The following is a 22782-nucleotide window of genomic DNA, read 5'->3' as shown; positions in this document are numbered from 1 at the left end:
CTTTGAAGTGTTGTAGAAACCAGTGGAGCCTCCCGTGCGCCAGCATTATCTAGCCCTGCTCAGTGTGTTCGCCAGCCTGCCTGCTATGGCCCTCACGTTCCAGACTCGTCTGGAGAACATTGAGTGGAAGGTGGAGGGGGACAAGTTCGAGTGCCGCCTGACCCAACCGATCACCGACTTCGGTTCGGGTGAGTTCGTGCGCCGGGCCGGCGAGCAGGCGACGTTTCGTCTGAAAGCCTATAACGGGTCGCTGGGCGCAGGGTCGGCCACCTTATTGGCCGCCGCAGCCCCCTGGCAGCCCGGCCGGGGTGACATCAATCTCGGCGCCGTACGTGCCGGCAGCGGTGATGTGCTGTTCAACAGCTCTCAGGCCCAGGCCGGGCGTCTCTTCAACGGTTTGCTCGATGGACGCTCGCCCACTGTGCGGCACTATGGACGCGAGGGTGGCTATTCGGAGATTCGCTTGCTGCCGGTGAAATTTAACAAGGCCTACAGCGACTATCAGCTGTGCACCGCCAAGCTGCTGCCGATGAATTACGATCAGGTCAAGCAGACCGAAGTGGGCTTCCCCGGTGGCGGCATCGAGCTGGACGCTGCGGCAAAGCAGAAGCTGGCGGTGATTCTCGAATTCATGAAGGCGGACCCTACCGTCAACCATATCGAATTGAACGGCCACTCGGACAACAGCGGCAATCGCCTGAGCAACCGTGATGTTTCACGCCGTCGTGCGCTGGCGGTGATGGACTACTTCAAGGCCAACGGTATCCCGGAGTCCCAGATTACCCTGCGGTTCCATGGTGAAAGCTACCCCTTGGCGCCCAACACCACTGCTGCCAACCGGGCCCGTAATCGTCGTGTGAATATTCAGCTCGAACGCGTGGCTGCCCCTGAGAAACCGGCCCCCCAGGCCACGGGCCCGAGCAACCCGGCACACACCTCCTGACGTGCGACCATCGGTCGCTCGCTCGACATAATCTGTCGCTTTATCTTCATTTGCTGTCGCGCCCCTGTAAATTCACGGTTTTGATCGGTAGAATCGACGCCTTTCCGTACAACCCCGTGGAGTGATGGCATGGCCGACGTAAACAAGGTCGTTCTCGCGTATTCCGGCGGCCTGGACACTTCGGTGATCCTCAAGTGGCTGCAGGATACTTATAACTGTGAAGTGGTGACCTTCACCGCTGACCTGGGTCAGGGCGAAGAGGTCGAACCTGCACGTGCCAAGGCGCAAGCCATGGGCGTGAAAGAGATCTACATTGACGACCTGCGCGAAGAGTTCGTCCGCGATTTCGTCTTCCCGATGTTTCGCGCCAACACTGTCTACGAAGGCGAGTACCTGCTGGGTACTTCCATCGCACGTCCGCTGATCGCCAAGCGCCTGATCGAAATCGCCAACGAAACCGGCGCTGATGCCATTTCCCATGGCGCTACCGGCAAGGGCAACGACCAGGTGCGTTTCGAACTGGGTGCCTACGCGCTCAAGCCTGGTGTGAAAGTGATTGCCCCGTGGCGTGAATGGGACCTGCTGTCCCGTGAAAAGCTGATGGATTACGCTGAAAAGCACGCGATCCCGATCGAGCGTCATGGCAAGAAGAAGTCCCCGTACTCGATGGACGCCAACCTGCTGCACATCTCCTATGAAGGCGGTGTGCTGGAAGACACCTGGACCGAGCACGAAGAAGACATGTGGAAATGGACCGTCTCCCCGGAGAACGCTCCAGACAAGCCGCAGTACCTGGAACTGACCTACCGTAATGGCGACATCGTCGCGCTGGACGGCGTGGAAATGACCCCGGCCACCGTATTGGCGACCTTGAACCGTATCGGTGGCGAGCACGGCATCGGCCGCCTCGACATCGTCGAGAACCGCTATGTGGGCATGAAGTCCCGTGGCTGCTACGAAACCCCGGGCGGCACTATCATGCTGCGTGCTCACCGCGCCATCGAGTCCATCACCCTGGACCGTGAAGTGGCTCACCTCAAAGACGAGTTGATGCCCAAGTACGCCAGCCTGATCTATACCGGCTACTGGTGGAGCCCTGAGCGTCTGATGCTGCAACAGATGATCGACGCCTCCCAGGCCCACGTGAACGGTGTTGTGCGTCTGAAATTGTACAAGGGCAATGTGATTGTTACTGGCCGCAAGTCCGATGACTCGCTGTTCGACGCCAACATCGCCACCTTCGAAGAAGATGGCGGCGCCTACAACCAGGCCGACGCAGCGGGCTTTATCAAGTTGAATGCATTGCGCATGCGCATTGCTGCCAACAAAGGTCGCTCGTTGTTCTGAGTGTTTAGCTCGTTGTAAAAAAATGGCCCCTTTTTCAAGGGGCCATTTTTTTTGGCCTGGTATTTTGATTAAGTCCACGCTGTTTAAACTTGTTTAATTCGTGATCCAACTACTGGATTGCTGGTTTTTTTGCCGGGCGAATGATTTTTTATCATTTATGTAGGAACCAGTCTTACAGATAATTCACTCATATAGGTGCGAGGAGTACGTAAGAAGTAAAAAATACTGTAGGAAATATGGAAGTAAATAAATATGTTGAATGGAACTGAAACTACCGATTTTTCTCTGCCAGCTCCGGTACCTGCAGTCGAGGGGCAAGGGGCATTTCCTGATAGTGGTGTGCGGCACGTTTACCTTATCCCCTGGGGACCTTGGAAATTTCACTCAAAATATGTGATGCCCCGGAAAGTTCTGAAAGGCTCCATAAAACTGGAAACATCTGAATCGGTGTTTTTTTGTAGGGAATTTCCTTTATCGCTGTGGGTTGGGTCTCTGCTTGCTGTTGCTCGGGGGGGAGCGCTATGCCAACTAGGAAACGACTAGGCTATTGTGTTTGCTCTAAATAATTCGAACAGCGAAATTGGACTTTCTCATGAATAAAGTGCTGATCGTAGATGATCATCCCGTCATTCGTCTTGCTGTGCGTATGCTAATGGAACGTCATGGTTATGAGGTCGTTGCCGAGACCAATAACGGTGTCGATGCATTGCAACTTGCGCGGGAGCATATGCCGGACATTGTCATACTGGATATTGGGATTCCCAAGCTCGATGGCCTGGAAGTTATTTGCCGGCTTTCGTCCACCAAACAGGCTGTACCGTTCAAGGTCCTGGTGCTCACCTCCCAGGCCCCAGGTCACTTTTCCATGCGTTGTATGCAGGCGGGCGCTGCGGGCTATGTGTGCAAGCAACAGGACCTGACCGAGTTGCTGAGTGCGATCAAGGCGGTGTTGTCGGGCTACAGCTATTTTCCAAACCAGGCACTCAACTCGGTACGCTCCACCATGGGTAATGCCAGTGAGGCCGATATGGTCGAGCGTCTGTCCGGCCGGGAGATGATGGTGTTGCAGCAATTGGCTCGGGGCAGAACCAACAAGGAAATCGCCGACGGGATGTTTCTCAGCAACAAGACCGTCAGTACCTACAAGACTCGTCTGCTGCTCAAGCTCAATGCCCGCTCTCTCGTGGACCTGATCGAGCTGGCCCAGCGTAACGGCTTGGTATAGGTGAGGGCACAGCACTGTACACAGGCCGCGTAACCGGCAGAAAAAAGCCTCCGTCAGGGAGGCTTCCGGCCGTCGACCGCTTGATCAGAGGTCGAAGTCGTAGTCGGCCAGTTGTTTTTGCAAGCGTCGTTCTTCCAGAAGGTTGTCGATAGTACGGCGTTTGCTCAGATTGGTCTTGGCGACCTCTGCCACAGGTGCTTCCACGCCATCGTCCTCCGATTCAACGAGGTCGTCTTCCACATCCAACTGTTCTTTGTCAGTGCTCATAACGTTAACTCCGGAGTAAGACTGCCGTTGGCGCTCCTTATAACGATAATCCATGAATGGGTAAAAAAGATTTTTTCAATCGACTGATCGAGAAAACCAATGAACCCTCAATCGTCCGACGTCTTGTCCTTGTATTCGCACAGGTCTTCAATGCGGCAGCTGCCGCAGCGCGGCTTGCGGGCCTGGCAAACATAGCGTCCGTGCAGGATCAGCCAATGGTGGGAGTCAAGCAGGTAGGGTTTGGGCACGAACTTCATGAGCTGCTTTTCCACTTCGACCACGTTCTTGCCGCGTGCTATGCCGGTTCGATTACTGACCCGAAAAATATGGGTGTCCACGGCCATGGTGAGTTGCCTGAATGCGGTGTTGAGCACCACGTTGGCGGTTTTACGGCCCACCCCCGGCAGGGCTTCCAGCGCTTCGCGGGTTTCTGGCACTTCGCTATTGTGCCGTTCTATCAGCAAGCGGCAGGTCTCGATGACATTCTTGGCTTTGCTGTTGTACAGGCCGATGGTCTTGATGTACTCCGACAACCCGTCCACACCCAGGGCATAAATCGCCTCTGGCGTGTTTGCCACGGGATACAGCCTGGCCGTGGCCTTGTTGACGCCGACGTCCGTGGATTGGGCCGACAGGATCACGGCAATCAGTAACTCGAACGGCGAGGAGTAGGCCAGTTCGGTCTTGGGTTCCGGATTGTCTTCGTGAAGCCTGCGGAAAATTTCCAGGCGTTTTGCGGCGTTCATGGGGCGGAAGGTTCCTTTCGGGCAGTCAGCGTAGTTTCGAATAGTGGGTCCAGTCCTGAAGCCCTGCAAGCAGGATTATCGGTCATGTACCAAGGGTGGCTACTTGTCGCTGCGCATCATCGAGCTTGTGTTGCGCGTCGGCCAATTGTTGCGGATCAGCCTGTTGGTCCAGGGCTTTCTTCAACTCGGCACGACGCATCGCCAATTGGATTTTGGCGCGCTTGAGGTCGGCGTTGTTGACGGCGGCAGGCAGCGGTGTTGGCGCGGCGTGATTCTGGTCCAGTGCTGCCAATGCTTGCTCCGCTGCCTCGAACTGCTGTTGCAGGGCGATCAGTTGGGATTGTTGTTCAAAGGTCGGCGGGTGCCCGAAAGCCTTCAAGGATTTGTGCAATTGGGCGCGGCTCATGGCCACATTGATCTTGGCTTTTTTTACCTCCGCATCCTGGGCGGCCCGCGCTGCGTCAAGTTGCAAAGGGGGAGTTGGTGCTGAACGCTGAGGCCGCGCCACACGCTGGGCAATCCTGTGCTCTTCTTCCCGTTGCAGTCGCGCATTGCGTTGTTCAAAGCGTTGCCGGGCACGATCGCGCTTGAAATCTCGTTCACGGCGTTCGTTTTCGTTCGCTGCCAGGCCGCCGACGATCGGCAGCCCTGTGACCAGTGGGCGCAACTCAATGCAGTCGACGGGGCAGGGCGCGACGCACAGGTCGCAACCGGTGCACTCATCGACGATGACGGTGTGCATCAACTTGGCGGCGCCGACAATTGCGTCCACCGGGCAGGCCTGAATGCATTTGGTGCAGCCGATGCACTCGGCCTCGCGAATGTAGGCCACCTGGGCAGGAGCTTCCCCGCGGCTGGTGTCCAGTTCCAGAATGGGGACTCGCAGTAATCGCGCAAGGCCAGTGATTGTCTCCTGTCCTCCAGGCGGGCATTTGTTGATTGCCTCACCCCGGGCGATACCCTCGGCGTAAGGCTTGCAGCCCGGGTGCCCGCACTTGCCGCAGTGTGTCTGCGGTAGCAGCGCGTCGATACGTTGAATCAGATTCATGGAGTGGTCATTGGCGTGCCGGTTGAACAAACAGGGTTTGATTATCCGGCAAGCGAGAAAGGGGGACTAGTTGAAAAGCCCCGTCGCGGAAACGACGGGGCTGTTTTGCAGCGCTTACTTGATACGTTGACCCGGCTTGGCGCCGCTGTCCGGGCTCAGCAGATAGATTTCTTCACCGCCGGGACCGGCCGCCATCACCATGCCTTCGGAGATACCGAACTTCATTTTCCGCGGCTTGAGGTTAGCAATCATCATGGTCAGGCGACCATTGAGCTTGGACGGGTCCGGATAGGCGCTCTTGATTCCGGAGAACACGTTGCGTTGTTCGTCACCAATATCCAGGGTCAGGCGCAGCAGTTTGTCAGCCCCTTCCACGGCTTCGGCCTTGATGATCAGCGCCACGCGCAGGTCCACGGCAGCAAAGGCGTCAAAGTCGATTTCCGGGGAAAGCGGGTCCTTGGCCAGCTCGCCGTTACCGGCCGGTTTCGATTCGCCGGTATCGGTCTGGCTGGCGGCCAGGTCTTCTTTCGAGGCGTCGGTCATGGCCTGGACCTTGACGGGGTCAATCCGGGTCATCAGAGGCTTGAATTCATTCAACTGATGGTTGCTGAGCAACGTGGCGTGGTCGTTCCAGGTGAGCGGAGCGACATTGAGGAACGCCTCGGCGTCGGCGGCCAGCAATGGCAGCACGGGCTTGAGGAAGATCACCAACTGGCGGAACAGGTTGACGCCGGTGGCGCAGATCGCCTGGACCTCAGCCTGCTTGCCTTCCTGCTTGTTCAGCGACCATGGCGCCTTGTCGGCGATCCAGGCGTTGGCGCGGTCGGCCAGGCCCATGATCTCGCGCATGGCACGGGCGAAGTCACGGGCTTCATAGGCGTCGGCGATGCTTGGCGCGGCAGCCAGGAACGCGTCGGTCAGTTCCGGCGCGGCGTTCTCGGCCACCAGCAGGCCGGCGTTGCCCTTGTGGATAAAACCGGCGCAGCGGCTGGCGATGTTGACCACCTTGCCGACCAGGTCCGAGTTGACCTTCTGGACAAAGTCTTCCAGGTTCAGGTCCAGGTCGTCGACGCCACGGCCCAGCTTGGAGGCGTAGTAGTAGCGCAGGTATTCCGGCGACAGGTGGTCCAGGTAGGTGCGCGCCTTGATAAAGGTGCCGCGGGACTTGGACATCTTCTGGCCGTTGACCGTCAGGTAGCCGTGTACGGCGATGCCGGTTGGCTTGCGGTAGCCCGAACCTTCGAGCATCGCTGGCCAGAACAGGGCGTGGAAGTTGACGATGTCCTTGCCGATGAAGTGGTACAGCTCGGCGGTGGAGTCCTTTCCCCAGAACGCATCGAAGTCCAGCTCCGGCGTACGGTCGCAGAGGTTCTTGAAGCTGGCCATGTAGCCGATCGGCGCGTCCAGCCACACGTAGAAGTATTTGCCGGGCTCGCCAGGGATCTCGAAGCCGAAGTACGGCGCATCGCGGGAGATGTCCCACTGTTGCAGGCCTGCATCCAGCCATTCGGCGATCTTGTTGGCCACGGCGTCCTGCAGGGTGCCGCTGCGCGTCCAGGTTTGCAGCATCTGCTGGAAATCCGGAAGCTTGAAGAAGAAATGCTGGGAATCCTTGAGTACCGGGATGGCGCCGGAGATCGCCGAGCGTGGGTTCTTCAGGTCAGTCGGTGCGTAGGTGGCACCGCATTTTTCGCAGTTGTCGCCGTACTGGTCTTCAGTGCCGCATTTCGGGCAGGTGCCCTTGATGAAGCGGTCGGCCAGGAACATTTTCTTTTCCGGGTCGAAATACTGCGTGATCGAGCGCGTGGCAATGTGCCCGGCGTCCTTCAAGCGCAAGTAGATCTGGCTCGACAGCTCGCGGTTTTCGGCGGAGTGGGTCGAGTGGAAATTGTCGAAATCCACCAGGAACTCGGCAAAGTCGGCGCTGTGTTCAGCCTGCACATTGGCGATCAGCTGTTCCGGGGTGATGCCTTCCTTTTCGGCGCGCAGCATGATGGCCGAACCATGGGCGTCGTCCGCGCAGACATAGATGCATTGATTGCCGCGATGCTTCTGGAAGCGCACCCACATATCGGTCTGGATGTACTCAAGCATATGGCCAAGATGGATGGAACCATTGGCATAGGGCAGGGCGCTGGTGACGAGGATCTTGCGTGGCTCGGACATGGGGCTCGGCTACTTGATGAAACGGAGGTCGGCCACTATAAAGCGCCGGGAAATTTATTTCACCCCGTGGTGCTGTTTCAGAATCTTCCGCACCTGCGAAAGCATGCCGTAACGCTTCTGGAACGGTTAGGATAGCCGCGTGTTTCAGTCAGTCTTTTTTCGGGAGTTGCCCATGAGCGCCGTCAATCGCGCAGCGGTGGAAGCCGTTCTTCGCCAGTACACCGACCCCTATTTGAACCAGGATCCGGTCAGCGCCGGCTGTGTACGCGCCATCGAGGTCCAGGGTGACCAGGTCTCGGTACAATTGGAGCTGGGTTATGCCGCCGGCCTGTTCAAGAGCGGTTGGGCGCAGATGCTGCAAATGGCCATCGAGGGCCTCGACGGCGTGCGTGCGGCCAAGGTCGACATCCGGTGCGTGATCGCCCCGCACAAGGCTCAGGCGCAGATCCCGGGCCTGGCCAACGTCAAGAACGTGGTGGCAGTCGCTTCCGGCAAGGGCGGCGTGGGCAAATCCACCACCGCAGCCAACCTGGCCCTGGCCCTGGCCCGTGAAGGCGCGCGCGTGGGTATTCTCGATGCCGATATCTACGGCCCGAGCCAGGGCGTGATGTTCGGCATCGCCGAAGGCACGCGGCCGAAGATCAAGGACCAGAAGTGGTTCGTGCCGATCGAGTCCATGGGCGTGGAGGTCATGTCCATGGCGTTCCTGACCGATGAAAACACGCCGATGGTGTGGCGCGGGCCGATGGTCTCCGGCGCGTTGCTGCAGTTGGTCACCCAGACCGCCTGGGGCGACCTGGACTACCTGGTGATCGACATGCCGCCAGGCACCGGCGATATCCAGCTGACCCTGGCACAGAAAGTCCCGGTGGCGGGCTCGGTGATCGTGACCACGCCCCAGGACCTGGCCTTGCTGGACGCCAGGAAGGGCGTGGAGATGTTCCGCAAGGTCAACATTCCGGTGTTGGGTGTGGTGGAAAACATGGCGGTGCACATCTGCTCCAACTGCGGCCACGCAGAGCATCTGTTTGGTGAAGGCGGTGGCGAGAAGCTGGCGACCCAGTACGGCGTTGAACTACTGGCCTCGTTGCCATTGTCGATGGGCATTCGTGAACAGGCCGACGGCGGCAAGCCCACCGTAGCGGCAGAGCCCGATGGCCAGATCGCCATGATCTATCAGGAATTGGCTCGTCATGTGGGGGCCCGGATCGTCCTGCAGGAAGCGGCGGCCCCGGCAATGCCGACCATTACGGTCAGCGACGACTGACCTCGCTGAAGGACAAGAAGCCTCGACGTTGTCGGGGCTTTTTCTTGTCTGGAGATCGGTCAATGGGGTTCTTTTACGCTTTTACGCAATGGCGCGCGTAAGCATTCACTTACTTTCTCGTAAGTGTTTGGTTTTTTTGTTAGGTGTGCGCGTCTCGAATCTTTGAAGGAGTTTTCTATCTCTTTGAAAGATAACAATTAATTATCTTTATCTGGGGGCTGGAGCCTGTCAGTGCCCGGTTTGGATCCCGTTGAACTTCCCTTGGAACTCTCTAACATCAGCCCTGTGTCCACGGATTGACACAGCCATCAAGGAACGATGGTTGAAGGAACGTCGCAGGATGCGATTCATCAGGATGATGAAAAGGAACACAGGGACTAGGGAAAAAATGTGGGCGGGTCATACCGCCCCTTTTTTCGTCTATAGAAAAGTGAATGCGTTCCCCGGAACGCAAAAAAGGCCCTTGAAGGGCCTTTTTTTGTTGGGCAGCGGCGCTTTTAGCGCTCTAGTTGCTCAATTTTGTTGGGTTTGCCATCCCATTCGGCGGCATCCGGCAACGAATCTTTCTTCTCGGTGATGTTTGGCCAGATTTCAGCCAATTCAACGTTCAACTGAATGAACTGTTCCATGCCCGCCGGGACTTCGTCCTCGGAGAAAATGGCGACGGCCGGGCATTCAGGTTCACACAGGGCGCAGTCAATGCACTCGTCCGGGTGGATGACCAGGAAGTTCGGGCCTTCGTAGAAGCAGTCCACCGGACACACTTCTACGCAGTCGGTGTACTTGCACTTGATGCAGTTGTCGGTGACGACGAAGGTCATTTCTAATTCTCTCCTCAGGCGGCGGCAGCGAAACCCTTTGTGGTAGGGCTCGCGAGGTTCGGGAGCGATAGTCTGCAGGCCAGGCTAAGAGCCAGCAGCATCCCAAACCGCGCGAGAGTCTATCAGCTTGCAAGCGTGAGCGTTATATCCGAGTCTTCAGTGCATATAACATTTCCAGCGCTTTTCGCGGCGTCAAGTCGTCCAGGTCAAGCTTTGCCAACTCATCCAGCACCGGATGGGGCAGGCTGGCGAACATATCGCTCTGATGCGGCGCAGCAGGTTTGCGGCTGGCCTTGGCAGGGCTGGCCACCACGGTTTCATGGGGTAGGGCCGTGGTTTCCAGGCGGCTGAGGTGTTCGCGGGCACGGGTGATCACGTCGTTCGGCACGCCGGCCAATTGCGCCACGGCCAGGCCGTAACTCTGACTGGCCGGCCCTGGCAGCACGTGGTGCAGGAATACGATGCGCTCGTTGTGCTCGGTGGCATTCAGATGCACATTGGCCACCAGCGGCTCGCTTTCCGGCAGCACCGTCAGTTCGAAGTAGTGGGTGGCAAATAGCGTATAGGCACGCAGATGCGCCAACCGCTCGGCCGCCGCCCACGCCAGGGACAGGCCGTCAAACGTACTGGTGCCGCGACCCACTTCGTCCATCAGCACCAGGCTGCGCTCGGTGGCGTTGTGCAGGATATTGGCGGTCTCGCTCATTTCCACCATAAAGGTCGAACGGCCACCGGCCAGGTCATCGCTGGAGCCGATCCGGGTGAAGATGCGATCCACCAGGGACAGCTCGCAACTGGCTGCCGGCACAAAACTGCCGATATGCGCCAGCAGTACGATCAACGCGGTTTGACGCATATAGGTGGATTTACCACCCATGTTCGGGCCCGTAATCACCAACATGCGCGTATCGTCGTCCAGCGACAGGTCGTTGGCGACGAACGGCGTGGTCAGTACCTGCTCCACCACCGGGTGACGCCCCTGCACGATGCGCATGCACGGCTCGCTGACGAATCGCGGGCAGTTCAGGTCGAGATTCAGCGCCCGTTCGGCGAGGTTGCTCAGCACATCCAGCTCCGCCAGGGCGGCGGCGGTGTCCTGCAGCGGCGCCAACTGGCTGATCAAGTCTTCCAGCAACGCCTCGTAGAGCATCTTTTCCCGGGCCAGGGCACGGCTCTTGGCCGACAGCGCCTTGTCTTCAAACGCCTTCAGCTCCGGGGTGATAAAACGCTCGGCACCTTTGAGTGTCTGGCGGCGTTGATAGTCGATGGGCGCCGACTCGGCCTGCTTGCTCGGCAACTCGATAAAGTAGCCATGCACGCGGTTGTAGCCCACCTTCAGGTTGGCCAGACCGGTGCGAGCTTTTTCGCGGGCTTCCAGGTCGATCAGGAACTGCCCGGCGTTTTCGCTCAGGGACTGCAGTTCGTCCAGTTCGCTGTCGTAGCCGGTCTTGAGCACACCGCCGTCACGGATGATCGCCGGCGGGTTGTCGATAATGGCCTTTTCCAGCAGCGCGGCCAGTTCCGGGTAGGTACCGGCCGTTACGGCGAGTTGTTGCAGGTGCGGCGTGTCCAGTTCGGTCATCGCCACTTGCAGTTGCGGCAGGGCGCTGAGGGCATCGCGCAGACGCGCCAGGTCACGGGGCCGGGCATTGCGCAGGCCGATCCGCGCCAGGATGCGCTCGATGTCGCCGATTTCCTTCAACTGCGGCTGCAGCTTTTCAAAGCGATAGCCGTCCAGCAGGCAGGTAATTGATGTCTGGCGCGCCTGCAGCACCGTCAAATCCCGCAACGGACGGTTCAACCAGCGGGTCAGCAGACGGCTGCCCATGGCGGTTTGGCAGCGGTCGACCACCGATTGCAAGGTGTTGTCACGCCCGCCGGACAGGTTGGTGTCCAATTCCAGGTTGCGACGGCTCGCACCATCGAGCACCACGGTATCGTCCAGGCGCTCGTGGCGCAGGCTACGCAGGTGCGGCAGGGCGGTGCGCTGGGTTTCCTTGGCGTAGCTGAGCAGGCAACCCGCAGCGCCGATGGCCAGGGTCAGGGTTTCGCAACCGAAGCCTTTAAGGTCCTGCACCGAGAACTGCTGGCATAGACTTTTCAGTGCCGAGTCACGCTCAAAATCCCACGGCGCGCGACGCTTGGTCCCACGGCGTTTTTCCGCAGGCAGATCCTTCGGCCAATCATCCGGGATCAACAGCTCCACCGGGTTGATGCGCTCCAGCTCCGCCAGCAGGTTTTCCCAGCCCTTGATCTCCAGCACGCTGAAATTGCCGCTGGTGATGTCCAGTACCGAAAGCCCGAACAAGCGCTCATCGCCCAGCACCGCGGCGATCAGGTTATCGCGACGCTCATCCAGCAGCGCCTCATCGCTCACCGTCCCCGGCGTAATAATGCGCACCACCTGTCGTTCCACCGGGCCCTTGCTGGTGGCCGGATCGCCGATCTGCTCGCAGATCACCACCGATTCGCCCAGCTTCACCAGCTTGACCAGGTAACCCTCCAGCGAGTGGTAAGGAATCCCGCACATCGGAATCGACTGCCCCGCCGACTGCCCGCGCGCGGTCAAGGTGATGTCCAGCAACTTGGCAGCCTTCTTCGCGTCTTCATAGAAGATCTCGTAGAAGTCGCCCATGCGATAGAACATCAACTGATCAGGGTGCTGGTTTTTCAGGCGCCAGTACTGCTGCATCATCGGGGTGTGGGAGGACAGATCGGACGTGTTTTTACTCATTGGATAATAGGCAAATTCGTTGAAAGGAGTGGGGCAAAGGTGGGGCACTCGGCCCTGCTGATTTTGCAATGGCCGCAAGGTTAACACGCGAGGTCGGCCCTTCGCAGGTCGCAAACGGATAGGTAAAACGCAAAGTGGGATGGCGCATTTGTTTAAATGCGCAAGGCTTCTGCAGGGACGTGTCGCTGTTGGCGCGCAGCCGAGAATGCCTCCCTCAGTACGATGAGGCGATCGCCTTGGCCAGTTGCATATCGGACATCAGAGGCGAGGCGTAGGTCGAGCGATAGTACCGAGATGCCTGTTCGAACTCAGCACCGCGGATCTCGCCGTCCGAACCGATAAAGGCCAGGGCATCGGTTTTGGACGATGTGAAAAGCTTCGGCGCATCGGTCGTGAGAGCGCTGGCTCCCCCAATCAGGATGGTGGGCACGAACGTCGTGTACATCAGCGCTTTATCGAAAGGGTTGGCGTTTTCTGCGGCCACTGCTGGGGCGCCGATCAATACCATGGCAGCCATTGCCAGAGTCTTCCATGAGTCCATTCTTCGAAGCTTCCATTCTATAAGAGGGGGGCACGATAGCAGAGCTCACTTTGCAGATATAGGCGCCGTCGGCACTGGGGCGGGTTGCCATGCGGGGTGGTTTTTAACGCTGTGCTCTCGACTCATCAGTTCGCCCCATAGAAATGATTCAGCACTATCAATTCAATCACCGCGACGAAACAGCACAGCACAATGAACCCGGGGCTGAAGACCCGCTTGCGATTAGAGCCCCCGCCGCCCAGCGAGCTGAAGTCTGCGCCGTCGGAGATCAACATTAGGAGCGCCAGCACGGCGTATATCCACGCCTTGCCCCAGAAGCTCTGATTTCTCCATTCGGTCATTCGTGGTCTTCCGCATACCGCTTTAAATTGAGGTGAATGGGCGTTGGCGGCAAGGTTAGCACGTAAGGTTGGGGGCTTCGCAGGTCATGAACGGATAGGTAGAACGTAAATAAAAGTGCGGGCGACCCTTTTTGTCCCTTAACCCATCCTGATCAACGCTTCATTGCGTTGCACTGAGTGCGCAAATCGCTATTGCTGATGTTTTCGCAGCTGGAGCCACTTTGCTGGGCGTTGCAGTAGGCTCGTTGGTCAGAGTCGCTGATGCTGGTGCAACTTGCCGCAAAGGTGTACCCACTGAACATCAACAAAACGGCAAGCACGAGTTTCATTGCTTTCTTCCTTGGCTCGCCAGGAATCAGCCTGGCGCTGTTTGAGCGCATCGCATCAAGTACCGCGGTGATCATGCCAAATTGACATTATTTTGTCCGGAAGTTCCGCTGATGTGCATGGAATATGCAAATTAGCATTTGCCAACCCCAAAAACTCCCGTCACTATCGCCGCTATGCAAAAACGCAACGTTTCTATCGTCTTAAGAGAACTGCTGGACCGCGACCGGATCTCCCCCACGGAGCTTCACCGGCGTACTGGCGTGCCTCAATCCACGTTGTCCCGGATTCTCAGCGGCAAGATCGTTGATCCCTCGGATAAACACATCTCGCGCATCGCCGAGTACTTCCGCGTCAGCACCGATCAACTGCGCGGGCGCGCGGCGGTGGGGGCTTTGCGCGATGACGGGCGCGACCCGATGCATTCGGAACTCAAGGATATAAGCCTGTGGGACGACGACACGCCCGTTAATGATGACGAGGTGTCGATCCCCTTTCTGCGCGAGGTTGAATTGGCTGCTGGATCAGGAAGATTCGTCATCGAGGAAAGCGAGAAGGCCAGCCTGCGTTTTGGAAAACGCAGCCTGCGGCATAACGGTGTGCAGTTCGACCAGGCCAAGTGTGTGACGGTGCGCGGCAACAGTATGTTGCCGGTACTGCGCGACGGCGCGACGGTCGGCGTGAATGCTGGCAAAAGTGGCATCGGCGACATCGTCGATGGCGACTTGTATGCCATCAATCACAATGGCCAGCTGCGGGTTAAACAGCTCTATCGCCTGCCTTCCGGGATTCGCCTGCGCAGTTTCAATCGCGATGAACACCCGGATGAGGACTACAGCTTTCAGGATATCCAGGATGAGCAGATCAGCATTCTCGGGCATGTGTTCTGGTGGGGGATGTACGCCCGTTAACCTCCTTGCGTAAGACAGCCCGCCATCGAGCGGGCTTTTTTTCGCCTGTGGAAAATCGCCCAACCCTTTGCCCGCAGGGCCTGAAATGCATCAGCGCATTAGTCTGGTGAAAATAAATGCATTTGTGCATTGACTGTATATGCATACATGCATATTCTTCATCCCAAGCCAGCCAATAAGGCCTGGTGGAGGCGGCAAGGATGCTGCCAAGGAAGACAAGGAAGGCACGCAACATCGGCAAGGACGCCATCAGAGCGATGGCAGGGACGCCAGGCAACACCGGCAAGGATGCCGACGCTCTTTAGTGACACCGCTTCAGCAACAGGCAGCGATGAACCGGCCTTGACGGTTCAGAGGGTTGGCAACTGACCCGGGTGTGCAGCGTAAAGCACCAGAAGCAGTTATCCGGCAGACAGGGATCGTGGTCGGAAAAACATCGAGGAAAGATCCGTACCGCGCCAGTAGCGCCGAAAGATCGACGCTGGACCGCATTACTGAAAAGCCTGGGCAACCGGGCTTTTTGGAATGCCTACCTATACATGGATTTACCCAAAAGCCGGTGCGTTGCCGGCATTGCTCAGCCAGGAGGCGTGACATGACAAACGAGCAGCAAGCGTTAGCGGAAATGCCTATCTGGCTGGTGATCGCACTGGCGCTGATTGGCGGCGTATCCGGCGAAATGTGGCGTGCCGACAAGGAGGGCGCCCGCGGTTGGTCGCTGGTCCGGCGCCTGGCCCTGCGATCCGGGGCGTGCATGGTCTGCGGGGTCTCGGCATTGATGCTGTGCTACGCCGCCGGCATGTCGATCTGGACCGCCGGCGCCATTGGTTGCCTGACGGCCATGGCCGGCGCGGACGTCGCCATCGGCCTTTATGAACGCTGGGCGGCCAAGCGCATCGGGGTCAACGAAGCGCCCACATCTCGCTCGGATCAGCAGTAACTGCTGCAAGGACGCAACTGATGACACTTATCGAAAAACCCTCCCAACTGCCTGTAGCCATTGAGGGGGCGCTGAAGCGTGCCTTCCCGCAACTTCAGGTAGGCAACCATCAGGACGTTGGCGGCGCCGGGGATCACACCGGCGTGCTGATCAGCGTGGAACGCAACGGCCCCGGCGTGCGTTCCCGTGAAGGGCGCAAGGCGCATGCCTTGTCGGTATCACTCAGGGTTACGGTCGCCAGCGCGGCGGCGCCTTTTGACGCGTGCGACCTGGCCAGCCAATTGATGGACCTGGCCCTGGATAACCGCTGGGGCCTGCCGTCGGACCAGTGCGATTTACCCACGGCTGTCGTCGCGGCGCCCTCTGGGCTCGCCAGCGCCGAAACGGACTACGACACCTGGACCGTATCCTTCACCCAAACCCTCTATCTCGGCCCGTCGTTGCTCGAAGACCCCACCGGCACACCGCTGTTTGCCCGCACCTGGGAAGTCTCGGACATCGACGATCCGGATCAATATCGGCCCCTGCAGGAGTAGTCCATGTTCGACGCATTGTTACGCATGCAACTGGGGCCGATTATCGAGCGCCTGGCGGAAATGGAAGCCCAGCTCGAAGACCTGTATCGACGCGCGGACAGTTTCTGCCGCATTGGCGTGTGCCAGGAGGTCGACGCCGCCAGCAATACCTGCAAGGTCAGCCATGGTGAATTGCTTACCCCGGCGATTCGATTCTTCAACCCCAGCGCCGGCGCGCAGACCGAAACCCGTATTCCATCGGTGGGCGAACAATGCCTGTTGCTCAACTACGGCGGCGGGGAAGGGGGCACGCAGTCGGTGGCGCTGTTCGGGCTGAACAGCAGTCTGTTTCCACCGGTGTCCAGCGTGGCCTCGCTGACCCGGCGGCGCCATCAGGATGGCACGCAAAGCGACTACGACGATGCCAGTCACACCTTCAACTGGATTAACGGCCCAACCACGTTCAGCGGATCCCGCGAACAGGTCGACGTCAAGGTCGGCGCTGCCAGCCTGACCCTGAGTGCCCAGGGCATCACCCTGCAACTCGGCGCCACCGGCCTCACGCTGGATGCCGTCGGCGTGCATTTGAGCGGCCCGCTGGTGGATCACCAGGGCCGCGTGATCAGCCGCGCATAAGGATTTGCCATGATCGGAATCGATAGGAACACCGGGGCAGCCGTGGATGACTGGCTGCAATTCGTACAGCGTGCCACCCGAGCGCTGACCACCCCCTTGGGCACTCGCCAGAAGCGCCCGTTGTACGGCTCGATGATCCCGCAACTGCTCGGCCAGAACCTTGGCGATGACCTGTTGATCCTCGCCCAAAGCCACGCCGCGCAAGCGTTCTACAACCGCCAGAACGGCATTGTCGACTTCCAGCCCCAGGTCATCGTCGCCACTCGCCAGGGCGCCGGGTTATTGCTGCGTTTTGCCGGCACCTGGAAAAACCGCCAACAATCCTTCGAGGTCGTGACATGAGCATGCTGATCCCAGGCCAGAACCAATTGGCGGAGCCGGCGATTATCGCGGTCGATGAGTTCGAACCGCTGCTGGCGGAGTTCAAGGCGTTTGTCGTCGACTACGTCGCCGCCCGTGCGCCGCAAAGCGCGGCCAGACTCAAGGTCAGCCTCGACAACGAAAGCGAACTGCTGACCCAAGCGGCCGCGCAACAACTGCTGCAAACCTACGCCGACTCCTGCCCTTGCTTGGACGGCCGCGTGAACCCAAGTTGAATCGACTATGCGTTCCACAGCGCCGGTGCGCGCAACTGCAGATACTCGAGCCCTTGAGGCCGATCATGATGATTCACAAAAAACGGCCATTGTGTCGGATTTTTTGTGCCCGGAAGAAAGCAAAAAGCCCCGACAAGTTCAGGGCTTTTTGTTGGGGTCGAAAAAAGAGAGGGCGACTCCAGAGGGTGCTGTAACACCCTAAGGAGACGCCAGATCGCAGATGTAGCCAGCCAGGGCCCTCACTGCTCGCGCGAGCGGGAGGGGGCCTAGCAGATAAATAAACGGACTTGCAGATGTTGAAAGAATTCAGATGCGGTAACTGCAAAAGACTTCTCGCCCGTACGGGTGGGTTTACAGAGCTCCAGATCAAATGTTCCCGATGCGGGACGCTGAATCATGTGAAGGCCGCGAGCCTCGAGCAATCGCCCATGAGCGCCATACGCCCAATACAGAGGCCTGAACTTAAATCAGCTAAGTAACGGAGTTTAAAATGGAAAGCGCAAACTCGGCGTCTCAAACCTTGCAAGATCTTTGGACTCAAGTACAACCGGTGGATAACACCGGCATGCTTAGGCGCGTAGTTTTTGCGCAAGGCAAGTTCTATGCGGCTGGTGGCAACGGTCTTCCCACAACCACTCAGCTTGTCAGCGGAGACGCAACTGGTACAGCGTGGACCAAGCTTAAGGGCGTCGTCACCTCTGATAGCGGAAAGGTCCTCAACGACCTGTACTGGAACGGTCTTGGGACACAGCTTCAAGCCCTTTCTCAATCCGGCAATGTGGTCTACGGCAGCACAGCACGCCCTGAAAGGGCTTGGACAGACATTACGGCAACTGCTCGCGCGTCCGGAGACTTGCAAGGCATCGTGTATTATCAGCCAATTTCCGGCATTGACACGACCTGGATACTGGTTGGGTCTAACGGTAAAGTCTTTTCCCGTTATGGCGATTGGTCAGGCCAGGTGGAGCGCACTACGACCTTCAACTCTAGCGAGACTGTGTACTGCGTCAACGTCATTGGCGTTTTTGTGTTGGTTGCGGGATCGAATGGGAAGCTGCTTAGCGCTGTGAAGATGGCGACGGAAAATCCGCAATCATTTGCGACCAGAACCAGCACCTTCGGCACTAGCACCATCCTTTCCATGAAGCTTTGCAACGGGAAAATGTTTATCGTTGGTGCGGATGGCAAGATGGCATATTCATCCGATGGGCTTACCTGGACTGCTGTTGAAGATACCAGTTTCGGTGGAACCATCATCCGCGACATTGCTTACGGTAATGGCAAGTATGTAGCTGTCGGCGACGGCGGCAAGACAGCCGTTTCCGAGGATGGGATCGGCTGGGTTCAGCAAGCCAACACTTTCGCAGGAACCGATATCCGGAGCGTCGCCTACGGCAACGGCAATTTTGTAGCTGTTGGTGCAGGCGGCAAGATTGCTTACTGGACTCCATGATCTTCTATCTCCTTGCGTAATAGAGCCCAGCCGTCGCGCTGGGCTTTTTCATTTCTGATTCAGGCTCGCCACAGCCAGGGTTGCCCTTCGGGGGATGCCTGGACGCGGATAAGCCGGTAGTGCAGTGCTACGGAAAAATACCGGCAGCCCGCGCGTGCTGTTAACACCTGACTTCCTATTTGGATCACCGCTCCCCGCCAAGGCGCACCGAATCATTTTTACTGCGTGCGCCTCATCGACGCCGCGTGCATTGAGACCGACCGGCTGGAGCTGACCCTGAATATCGAGGGCCTGGACGGCCTGCCCACGCTGAACGGCAAGATCGGCCTGCGTGCCGGTTACCTGGAATCGGGGTTGGTGGAAAAGGGCGAGTTTGTCGTCACCCAACGCACACCGGTGCTGTTTCCCATGCGCTTGATGATCGTGGCCACCGCAGCGCCCTTCAGCGTGGTCGATGCAACGGGTTACCGCCAGCGTCGATCCGCCAGCTACGGTCCGACCACCCTGGGCGCGCTGTTTCGCCAACTGGTCAGTCGTCACGGCTATTCACCGCGAGTGGCGCCGGCGCTGGAGGGGATTGCTATCGCGCACATTGACCAGTCCAACGAAAGTGACATGGCGTTCATTTCGCGCCTTGCCCGACTTTATAGTGCAGTCACCAAACCGTTCAACGAACTCTATGTATTGGCCGAAGCCGGCCAAGCCAAATCGCTCTCCGGCCAGCTGTTGCCGGAAGTGAAGCTGTCCGTGACGGATGACAATCGCCCCGGTGAACAAAGCTTTATCACCGCCAAGCTCGACGAAAAATCCCGCTCGAAATACGAAGGCTGCCGTGCCAGTTGGTGGGATGTCTCCGCCGGCAAGCAGCGCGTCGTCCAGGTGGGGAACGCGCCGTTCAAAACCTTGCGCCAACGCTATCAGAACGAAGCCGAGGCCCGCGCCGTTGCCGAAGGCGAGCTACGCCGTGTGGGGCGTGAAAATTTGAAGTTGCTGATCGATTGCCCGGGCAATCCATTGTTGGCCGCGGAAGGCCTGTTAGTGCTGGATGAGAGCTGGCCGTCCTATATGCAGGGGCGCTGGTCGATAAAGCAGGTGGTTCATGTGGGGGATCCGGTGACGGGATACCGCAGTTCGATCACGGCGGGTGGGTTGTCGATATAGCTATTTTTCGAGAGTAAAACCAATGGTGATAACACTCCCCCAACTGCTTGGCGTTATGCCGGATGCCCGCCTTAGAGCGGGCGTTTTTTTAACGCCCTTGAATGCGGCGTTCGTTCGCTTCGAGATTAACCGTGCCAAACGCATTGCCGCCTTCCTCGCCCAGATCGGCCACGAATCCAGTGAGCTGCGTTACGTGCGCGAGCTGGGCAGCGATCACTACCTGGGCAAATACGACACCGGCAGCCTGGCCGCACGCCTGGGCAATAGCCCCGAAGCGGATGGTGATGGCCAGTTGTATCGCGGCCGAGGACTGATCCAGATCACCGGTCGGCGCAATTACCTGGCATGCAGCCAGGCGCTGTTTGGTGATGATCGTCTGTTACGGGAGCCGATGTTGTTGGAGCAACCGCAATGGGCAGCTGAGTCGGCCGCCTGGTTCTGGCAGGTCAATGGCCTGAATGAGCTGGCCGACAAGGACCAGTTCACCACCATTACGCGGCGTATCAATGGCGGGTTGAATGGGCTGGAGGATCGCTTGCGGCTGTGGGCGCGGGCGAAGGCGGTGTTATGCGTTTCCTAGTGGCCTGCCGCCTGGCTGGCGTTTGCCTGTTGGTAGCGGCGACTTGGCAGGTCCAGGCCTGGCGGTTGGGGGCACAGCTTGAACGCCAGGCTTCTGCCCATGCACAGGCACTCAGCCAGCAAAGCCAGGCGGCCTTGCATCAACAACAGGCTGAACTGGACAAACGGCTGGCCCTGGAGCAACAGCTCAGTGCCAGCGACCAACACCATGCTCGGGAGTTGAGCGATGCCCAACATAACCAGGCTGCTCTACGCGACCGTCTGGCCACTGCTGATGTGCGGTTGTCAGTCCTTCTCGACGCCACCGAACCTGCCCGTGGCTGTGCAATGCCAACCGCCACCGCCACCACCGGCCTGGTTCATGCAGCCGCACGAGCCCGACTTGACCCGGCGCATGCTCAGCGAATTATCGGCATCACCGATGCCGGCGACCAGGGACTGATCGCCTTGCGCGCTTGCCAGGCGTATGTGCGCGCTGTCGCCCGCTGATCTCTTGTTCCAGCCTGTCCCTTGCATGAGCGATCTGCTCCTGTAGGGTAGGCAAACCCCCGCCCACTTCTGGAGACCGTCGTGAAGGAAATCACTCAACTTGCCGCTGACCTGGGCCGACGCCTGCAGGTGCTCAATGCCCACGTCACCACCGCGGAATCCTGTACCGGTGGCGGTATCGCCGAGGCCATTACGCGGATCCCGGGGAGTTCGGCCTGGTTCGAGGCGGGGTATGTCACCTATTCCAATCGGCAGAAGACCCGACAGCTGAATGTGCCGGAAACGTTGTTTCCAAAGGTTGGGGCGGTCAGCCAGGAAGTGGTGGAGGCCATGGTGCGCGGCGCCCAGGAGAAAAGCCTGGCGCGCTTTGCCGTGGCGGTCAGCGGTGTGGCGGGGCCCGATGGGGGTTCGGTGGACAAGCCGGTGGGCACCGTGTGGCTGGCCTTTGGCGTTGGCGAGGAGGTCACGGCCGAGCTTGCGCACTTCTCCGGCAACCGCGATGAGGTCCGCCGACAAACGGTGAAGGCCGCGCTGGAGGGCTTGTTGCGACGAGCTGCAGCAGAAATAGAAAATCAGGGGTAGGCGATCTCCGATCTTTGTGGAACAATACTGTCTACTTATACAGGTGTTGGCCGTCAGGCCTTATTGATTACGTGAGGACTTTAATGGACGACAACAAGAAGAAAGCCTTGGCTGCGGCCCTGGGTCAGATCGAACGTCAATTCGGTAAGGGTGCCGTAATGCGTATGGGCGATCATGACCGTCAGGCGATCCCGGCTATTTCCACTGGCTCTCTGGGTCTGGACATCGCGCTCGGCATTGGCGGCCTGCCAAAAGGCCGTATTGTTGAAATCTACGGTCCTGAATCTTCCGGTAAAACCACCCTGACCCTGTCGGTGATTGCCCAGGCGCAAAAAATGGGCGCTACGTGCGCGTTCGTCGACGCCGAGCACGCCCTGGATCCTGAATACGCCGGCAAGCTGGGCGTCAACGTTGACGACCTGCTGGTGTCCCAGCCGGACACCGGTGAGCAAGCCCTGGAAATCACCGACATGCTGGTGCGCTCCAATGCCATCGACGTGATCGTGGTCGACTCCGTGGCGGCCCTGGTACCCAAGGCTGAAATCGAAGGTGAAATGGGCGACATGCATGTGGGCCTGCAAGCCCGCCTGATGTCCCAGGCGCTGCGTAAAATCACCGGTAACATCAAGAACGCCAACTGCCTGGTGATCTTCATCAACCAGATCCGCATGAAGATCGGCGTGATGTTCGGCAGCCCGGAAACCACCACCGGTGGTAACGCGTTGAAGTTCTACGCGTCGGTTCGCCTGGACATCCGCCGTACTGGCGCGGTGAAAGAAGGTGACGAGGTGGTCGGTAGCGAAACCCGCGTCAAGGTCGTGAAAAACAAAGTGGCTCCGCCTTTCCGCCAGGCTGAATTCCAGATTCTCTACGGCAAGGGTATCTACCTGAACGGCGAGATGATCGACCTGGGCGTGCTGCACGGCTTCGTTGAAAAATCCGGTGCCTGGTATGCCTACAATGGCAGCAAGATCGGTCAGGGCAAGGCCAACTCGGCCAAGTTCCTGGCGGACAACCCGGATATCGCTGCCACGCTTGAGAAGCAGATCCGCGACAAACTGCTGACCCCAACACCAGACGTGAAAGCTGCCGCCAACCGCGAGCCGGTTGAAGAAGTAGAAGAAGCCGACACTGACATCTGAAGTAA

At 58.7% G+C, this 22782-nt stretch carries 25 protein-coding genes and 1 pseudogene; 18 read left to right on the top strand and 8 right to left on the bottom strand.

Annotated elements, in window-relative coordinates:
- Positions 1-34: 34 nt before the first annotated feature.
- The 3 genes from AC07OT_RS04455 (at position 35) to AC07OT_RS04445 (ending at position 3515) form a co-directional block, all read left to right on the top strand.
- Positions 35-943, top strand: coding sequence for a flagellar protein MotY (locus AC07OT_RS04455; RefSeq protein WP_065938697.1), 909 nt, complete (start codon positions 35-37; stop codon positions 941-943).
- Positions 944-1072: 129 nt separating this feature from the next.
- The gene (locus tag AC07OT_RS04450; protein ID WP_012722490.1) at positions 1073-2290 is read left to right on the top strand and encodes an argininosuccinate synthase; all 1218 of its coding nucleotides are present in this window, start codon (positions 1073-1075) and stop codon (positions 2288-2290) included.
- Positions 2291-2882: 592 nt separating this feature from the next.
- On the top strand, positions 2883-3515 hold the full coding sequence (locus AC07OT_RS04445) for a response regulator transcription factor (protein WP_027604587.1): 633 nt from the start codon (positions 2883-2885) through the stop codon (positions 3513-3515).
- Between the two features lie 84 nt (positions 3516-3599).
- Here AC07OT_RS04445 and AC07OT_RS04440 read toward each other — a convergent pair whose 3' ends face one another.
- The 4 genes from AC07OT_RS04440 to metG form a co-directional block, all read right to left on the bottom strand.
- On the bottom strand, positions 3600-3782 hold the full coding sequence (locus tag AC07OT_RS04440) for a PA3496 family putative envelope integrity protein (protein WP_027604586.1): 183 nt from the start codon (positions 3780-3782) through the stop codon (positions 3600-3602).
- A 107-nt stretch (positions 3783-3889) separates the two neighbouring features.
- Positions 3890-4528: an endonuclease III gene (gene nth, locus AC07OT_RS04435; protein WP_027604585.1), complete on the bottom strand. Its 639-nt coding sequence runs from the start codon at positions 4526-4528 to the stop codon at positions 3890-3892.
- Between the two features lie 82 nt (positions 4529-4610).
- Complete coding sequence (gene rsxB / locus AC07OT_RS04430; protein ID WP_141156880.1) at positions 4611-5576, bottom strand: electron transport complex subunit RsxB; 966 nt, start codon at positions 5574-5576, stop codon at positions 4611-4613.
- 114 nt (positions 5577-5690) lie between these two features.
- Positions 5691-7742 carry a methionine--tRNA ligase gene (gene metG, locus AC07OT_RS04425; RefSeq protein WP_027604583.1) on the bottom strand — a complete coding sequence of 684 codons (2052 nt, stop codon included), beginning with the start codon at positions 7740-7742 and terminating at the stop codon, positions 5691-5693.
- Positions 7743-7914: 172 nt separating this feature from the next.
- On the opposite strand from metG, the gene apbC reads away from it, so the two are divergent.
- Positions 7915-9009: an iron-sulfur cluster carrier protein ApbC gene (gene apbC, locus AC07OT_RS04420; RefSeq protein ID WP_495107571.1), complete on the top strand. Its 1095-nt coding sequence runs from the start codon at positions 7915-7917 to the stop codon at positions 9007-9009.
- 497 nt (positions 9010-9506) lie between these two features.
- Here the strand turns inward: apbC and fdxA are convergent, their stop codons facing one another.
- The 4 genes from fdxA to AC07OT_RS04400 form a co-directional block, all read right to left on the bottom strand.
- Positions 9507-9830 carry a ferredoxin FdxA gene (fdxA, locus tag AC07OT_RS04415; RefSeq protein WP_027604581.1) on the bottom strand — a complete coding sequence of 108 codons (324 nt, stop codon included), beginning with the start codon at positions 9828-9830 and terminating at the stop codon, positions 9507-9509.
- A 142-nt stretch (positions 9831-9972) separates the two neighbouring features.
- A complete protein-coding gene (gene mutS / locus AC07OT_RS04410; RefSeq protein WP_098480304.1) occupies positions 9973-12564 on the bottom strand; it encodes a DNA mismatch repair protein MutS in 2592 nt (863 codons plus the stop codon).
- Between the two features lie 214 nt (positions 12565-12778).
- Complete coding sequence (locus tag AC07OT_RS04405) at positions 12779-13105, bottom strand: DUF2388 domain-containing protein (RefSeq protein ID WP_253493463.1); 327 nt, start codon at positions 13103-13105, stop codon at positions 12779-12781.
- Positions 13106-13230: 125 nt separating this feature from the next.
- Complete coding sequence (locus AC07OT_RS04400) at positions 13231-13446, bottom strand: hypothetical protein (RefSeq protein WP_065938702.1); 216 nt, start codon at positions 13444-13446, stop codon at positions 13231-13233.
- A 261-nt stretch (positions 13447-13707) separates the two neighbouring features.
- On the opposite strand from AC07OT_RS04400, the gene AC07OT_RS04395 reads away from it, so the two are divergent.
- From AC07OT_RS04395 to recA, 14 genes and pseudogenes are all read left to right on the top strand, one after another.
- Positions 13708-13860, top strand: a complete 153-nt coding sequence (locus AC07OT_RS04395) for a hypothetical protein (RefSeq protein WP_495107771.1) — start codon at positions 13708-13710, stop codon at positions 13858-13860.
- Positions 13861-13940: 80 nt separating this feature from the next.
- Positions 13941-14684 (top strand): LexA family transcriptional regulator, encoded by a 744-nt coding sequence (locus AC07OT_RS04390; protein ID WP_169899530.1) that lies wholly within the window; start codon positions 13941-13943, stop codon positions 14682-14684.
- Between the two features lie 595 nt (positions 14685-15279).
- Entirely contained in the window at positions 15280-15624 is a 345-nt protein-coding gene (locus AC07OT_RS04385) for a phage holin family protein (RefSeq protein ID WP_027604569.1), read from the top strand.
- A 20-nt stretch (positions 15625-15644) separates the two neighbouring features.
- Positions 15645-16160 (top strand): ATP-binding protein, encoded by a 516-nt coding sequence (locus tag AC07OT_RS04380; RefSeq protein ID WP_065948866.1) that lies wholly within the window; start codon positions 15645-15647, stop codon positions 16158-16160.
- A gap of 3 nt (positions 16161-16163) precedes the next feature.
- A complete protein-coding gene (locus AC07OT_RS04375; protein ID WP_495107570.1) occupies positions 16164-16775 on the top strand; it encodes a phage baseplate assembly protein V in 612 nt (203 codons plus the stop codon).
- Positions 16776-16784: 9 nt separating this feature from the next.
- Positions 16785-17117: a phage baseplate protein gene (locus tag AC07OT_RS04370; protein ID WP_495107569.1), complete on the top strand. Its 333-nt coding sequence runs from the start codon at positions 16785-16787 to the stop codon at positions 17115-17117.
- Positions 17114-17299, top strand: a pseudogene (locus AC07OT_RS04365) (baseplate J/gp47 family protein); the annotation flags it as partial. The gene AC07OT_RS04370 and the pseudogene AC07OT_RS04365, both read left to right, overlap by 4 nt.
- A gap of 365 nt (positions 17300-17664) precedes the next feature.
- Complete coding sequence (locus AC07OT_RS04360) at positions 17665-17850, top strand: zinc finger domain-containing protein (protein ID WP_115485713.1); 186 nt, start codon at positions 17665-17667, stop codon at positions 17848-17850.
- A gap of 11 nt (positions 17851-17861) precedes the next feature.
- Positions 17862-18824, top strand: coding sequence for a DUF6242 domain-containing protein (locus tag AC07OT_RS04355; protein WP_115485714.1), 963 nt, complete (start codon positions 17862-17864; stop codon positions 18822-18824).
- 225 nt (positions 18825-19049) lie between these two features.
- On the top strand, positions 19050-19985 hold the full coding sequence (locus AC07OT_RS04350; RefSeq protein ID WP_495107568.1) for a phage late control D family protein: 936 nt from the start codon (positions 19050-19052) through the stop codon (positions 19983-19985).
- A gap of 22 nt (positions 19986-20007) precedes the next feature.
- On the top strand, positions 20008-20565 hold the full coding sequence (locus AC07OT_RS04345) for a glycoside hydrolase family 19 protein (protein WP_495107567.1): 558 nt from the start codon (positions 20008-20010) through the stop codon (positions 20563-20565).
- Positions 20553-21053 carry a lysis system i-spanin subunit Rz gene (locus AC07OT_RS04340; RefSeq protein WP_495107566.1) on the top strand — a complete coding sequence of 167 codons (501 nt, stop codon included), beginning with the start codon at positions 20553-20555 and terminating at the stop codon, positions 21051-21053. Before AC07OT_RS04345 ends, AC07OT_RS04340 begins: the two co-directional genes overlap by 13 nt.
- A gap of 81 nt (positions 21054-21134) precedes the next feature.
- A complete protein-coding gene (locus AC07OT_RS04335) occupies positions 21135-21635 on the top strand; it encodes a CinA family protein (protein ID WP_495100945.1) in 501 nt (166 codons plus the stop codon).
- An 83-nt stretch (positions 21636-21718) separates the two neighbouring features.
- On the top strand, positions 21719-22777 hold the full coding sequence (gene recA, locus AC07OT_RS04330) for a recombinase RecA (RefSeq protein ID WP_065926514.1): 1059 nt from the start codon (positions 21719-21721) through the stop codon (positions 22775-22777).
- Positions 22778-22782: the final 5 nt, after the last annotated feature.

The sequence above is a fragment of the Pseudomonas sp. GW821-FHT09C10 genome, assembly GCF_059418085.1.
This window is presented reverse-complemented; position numbering and strand designations above follow the sequence as displayed.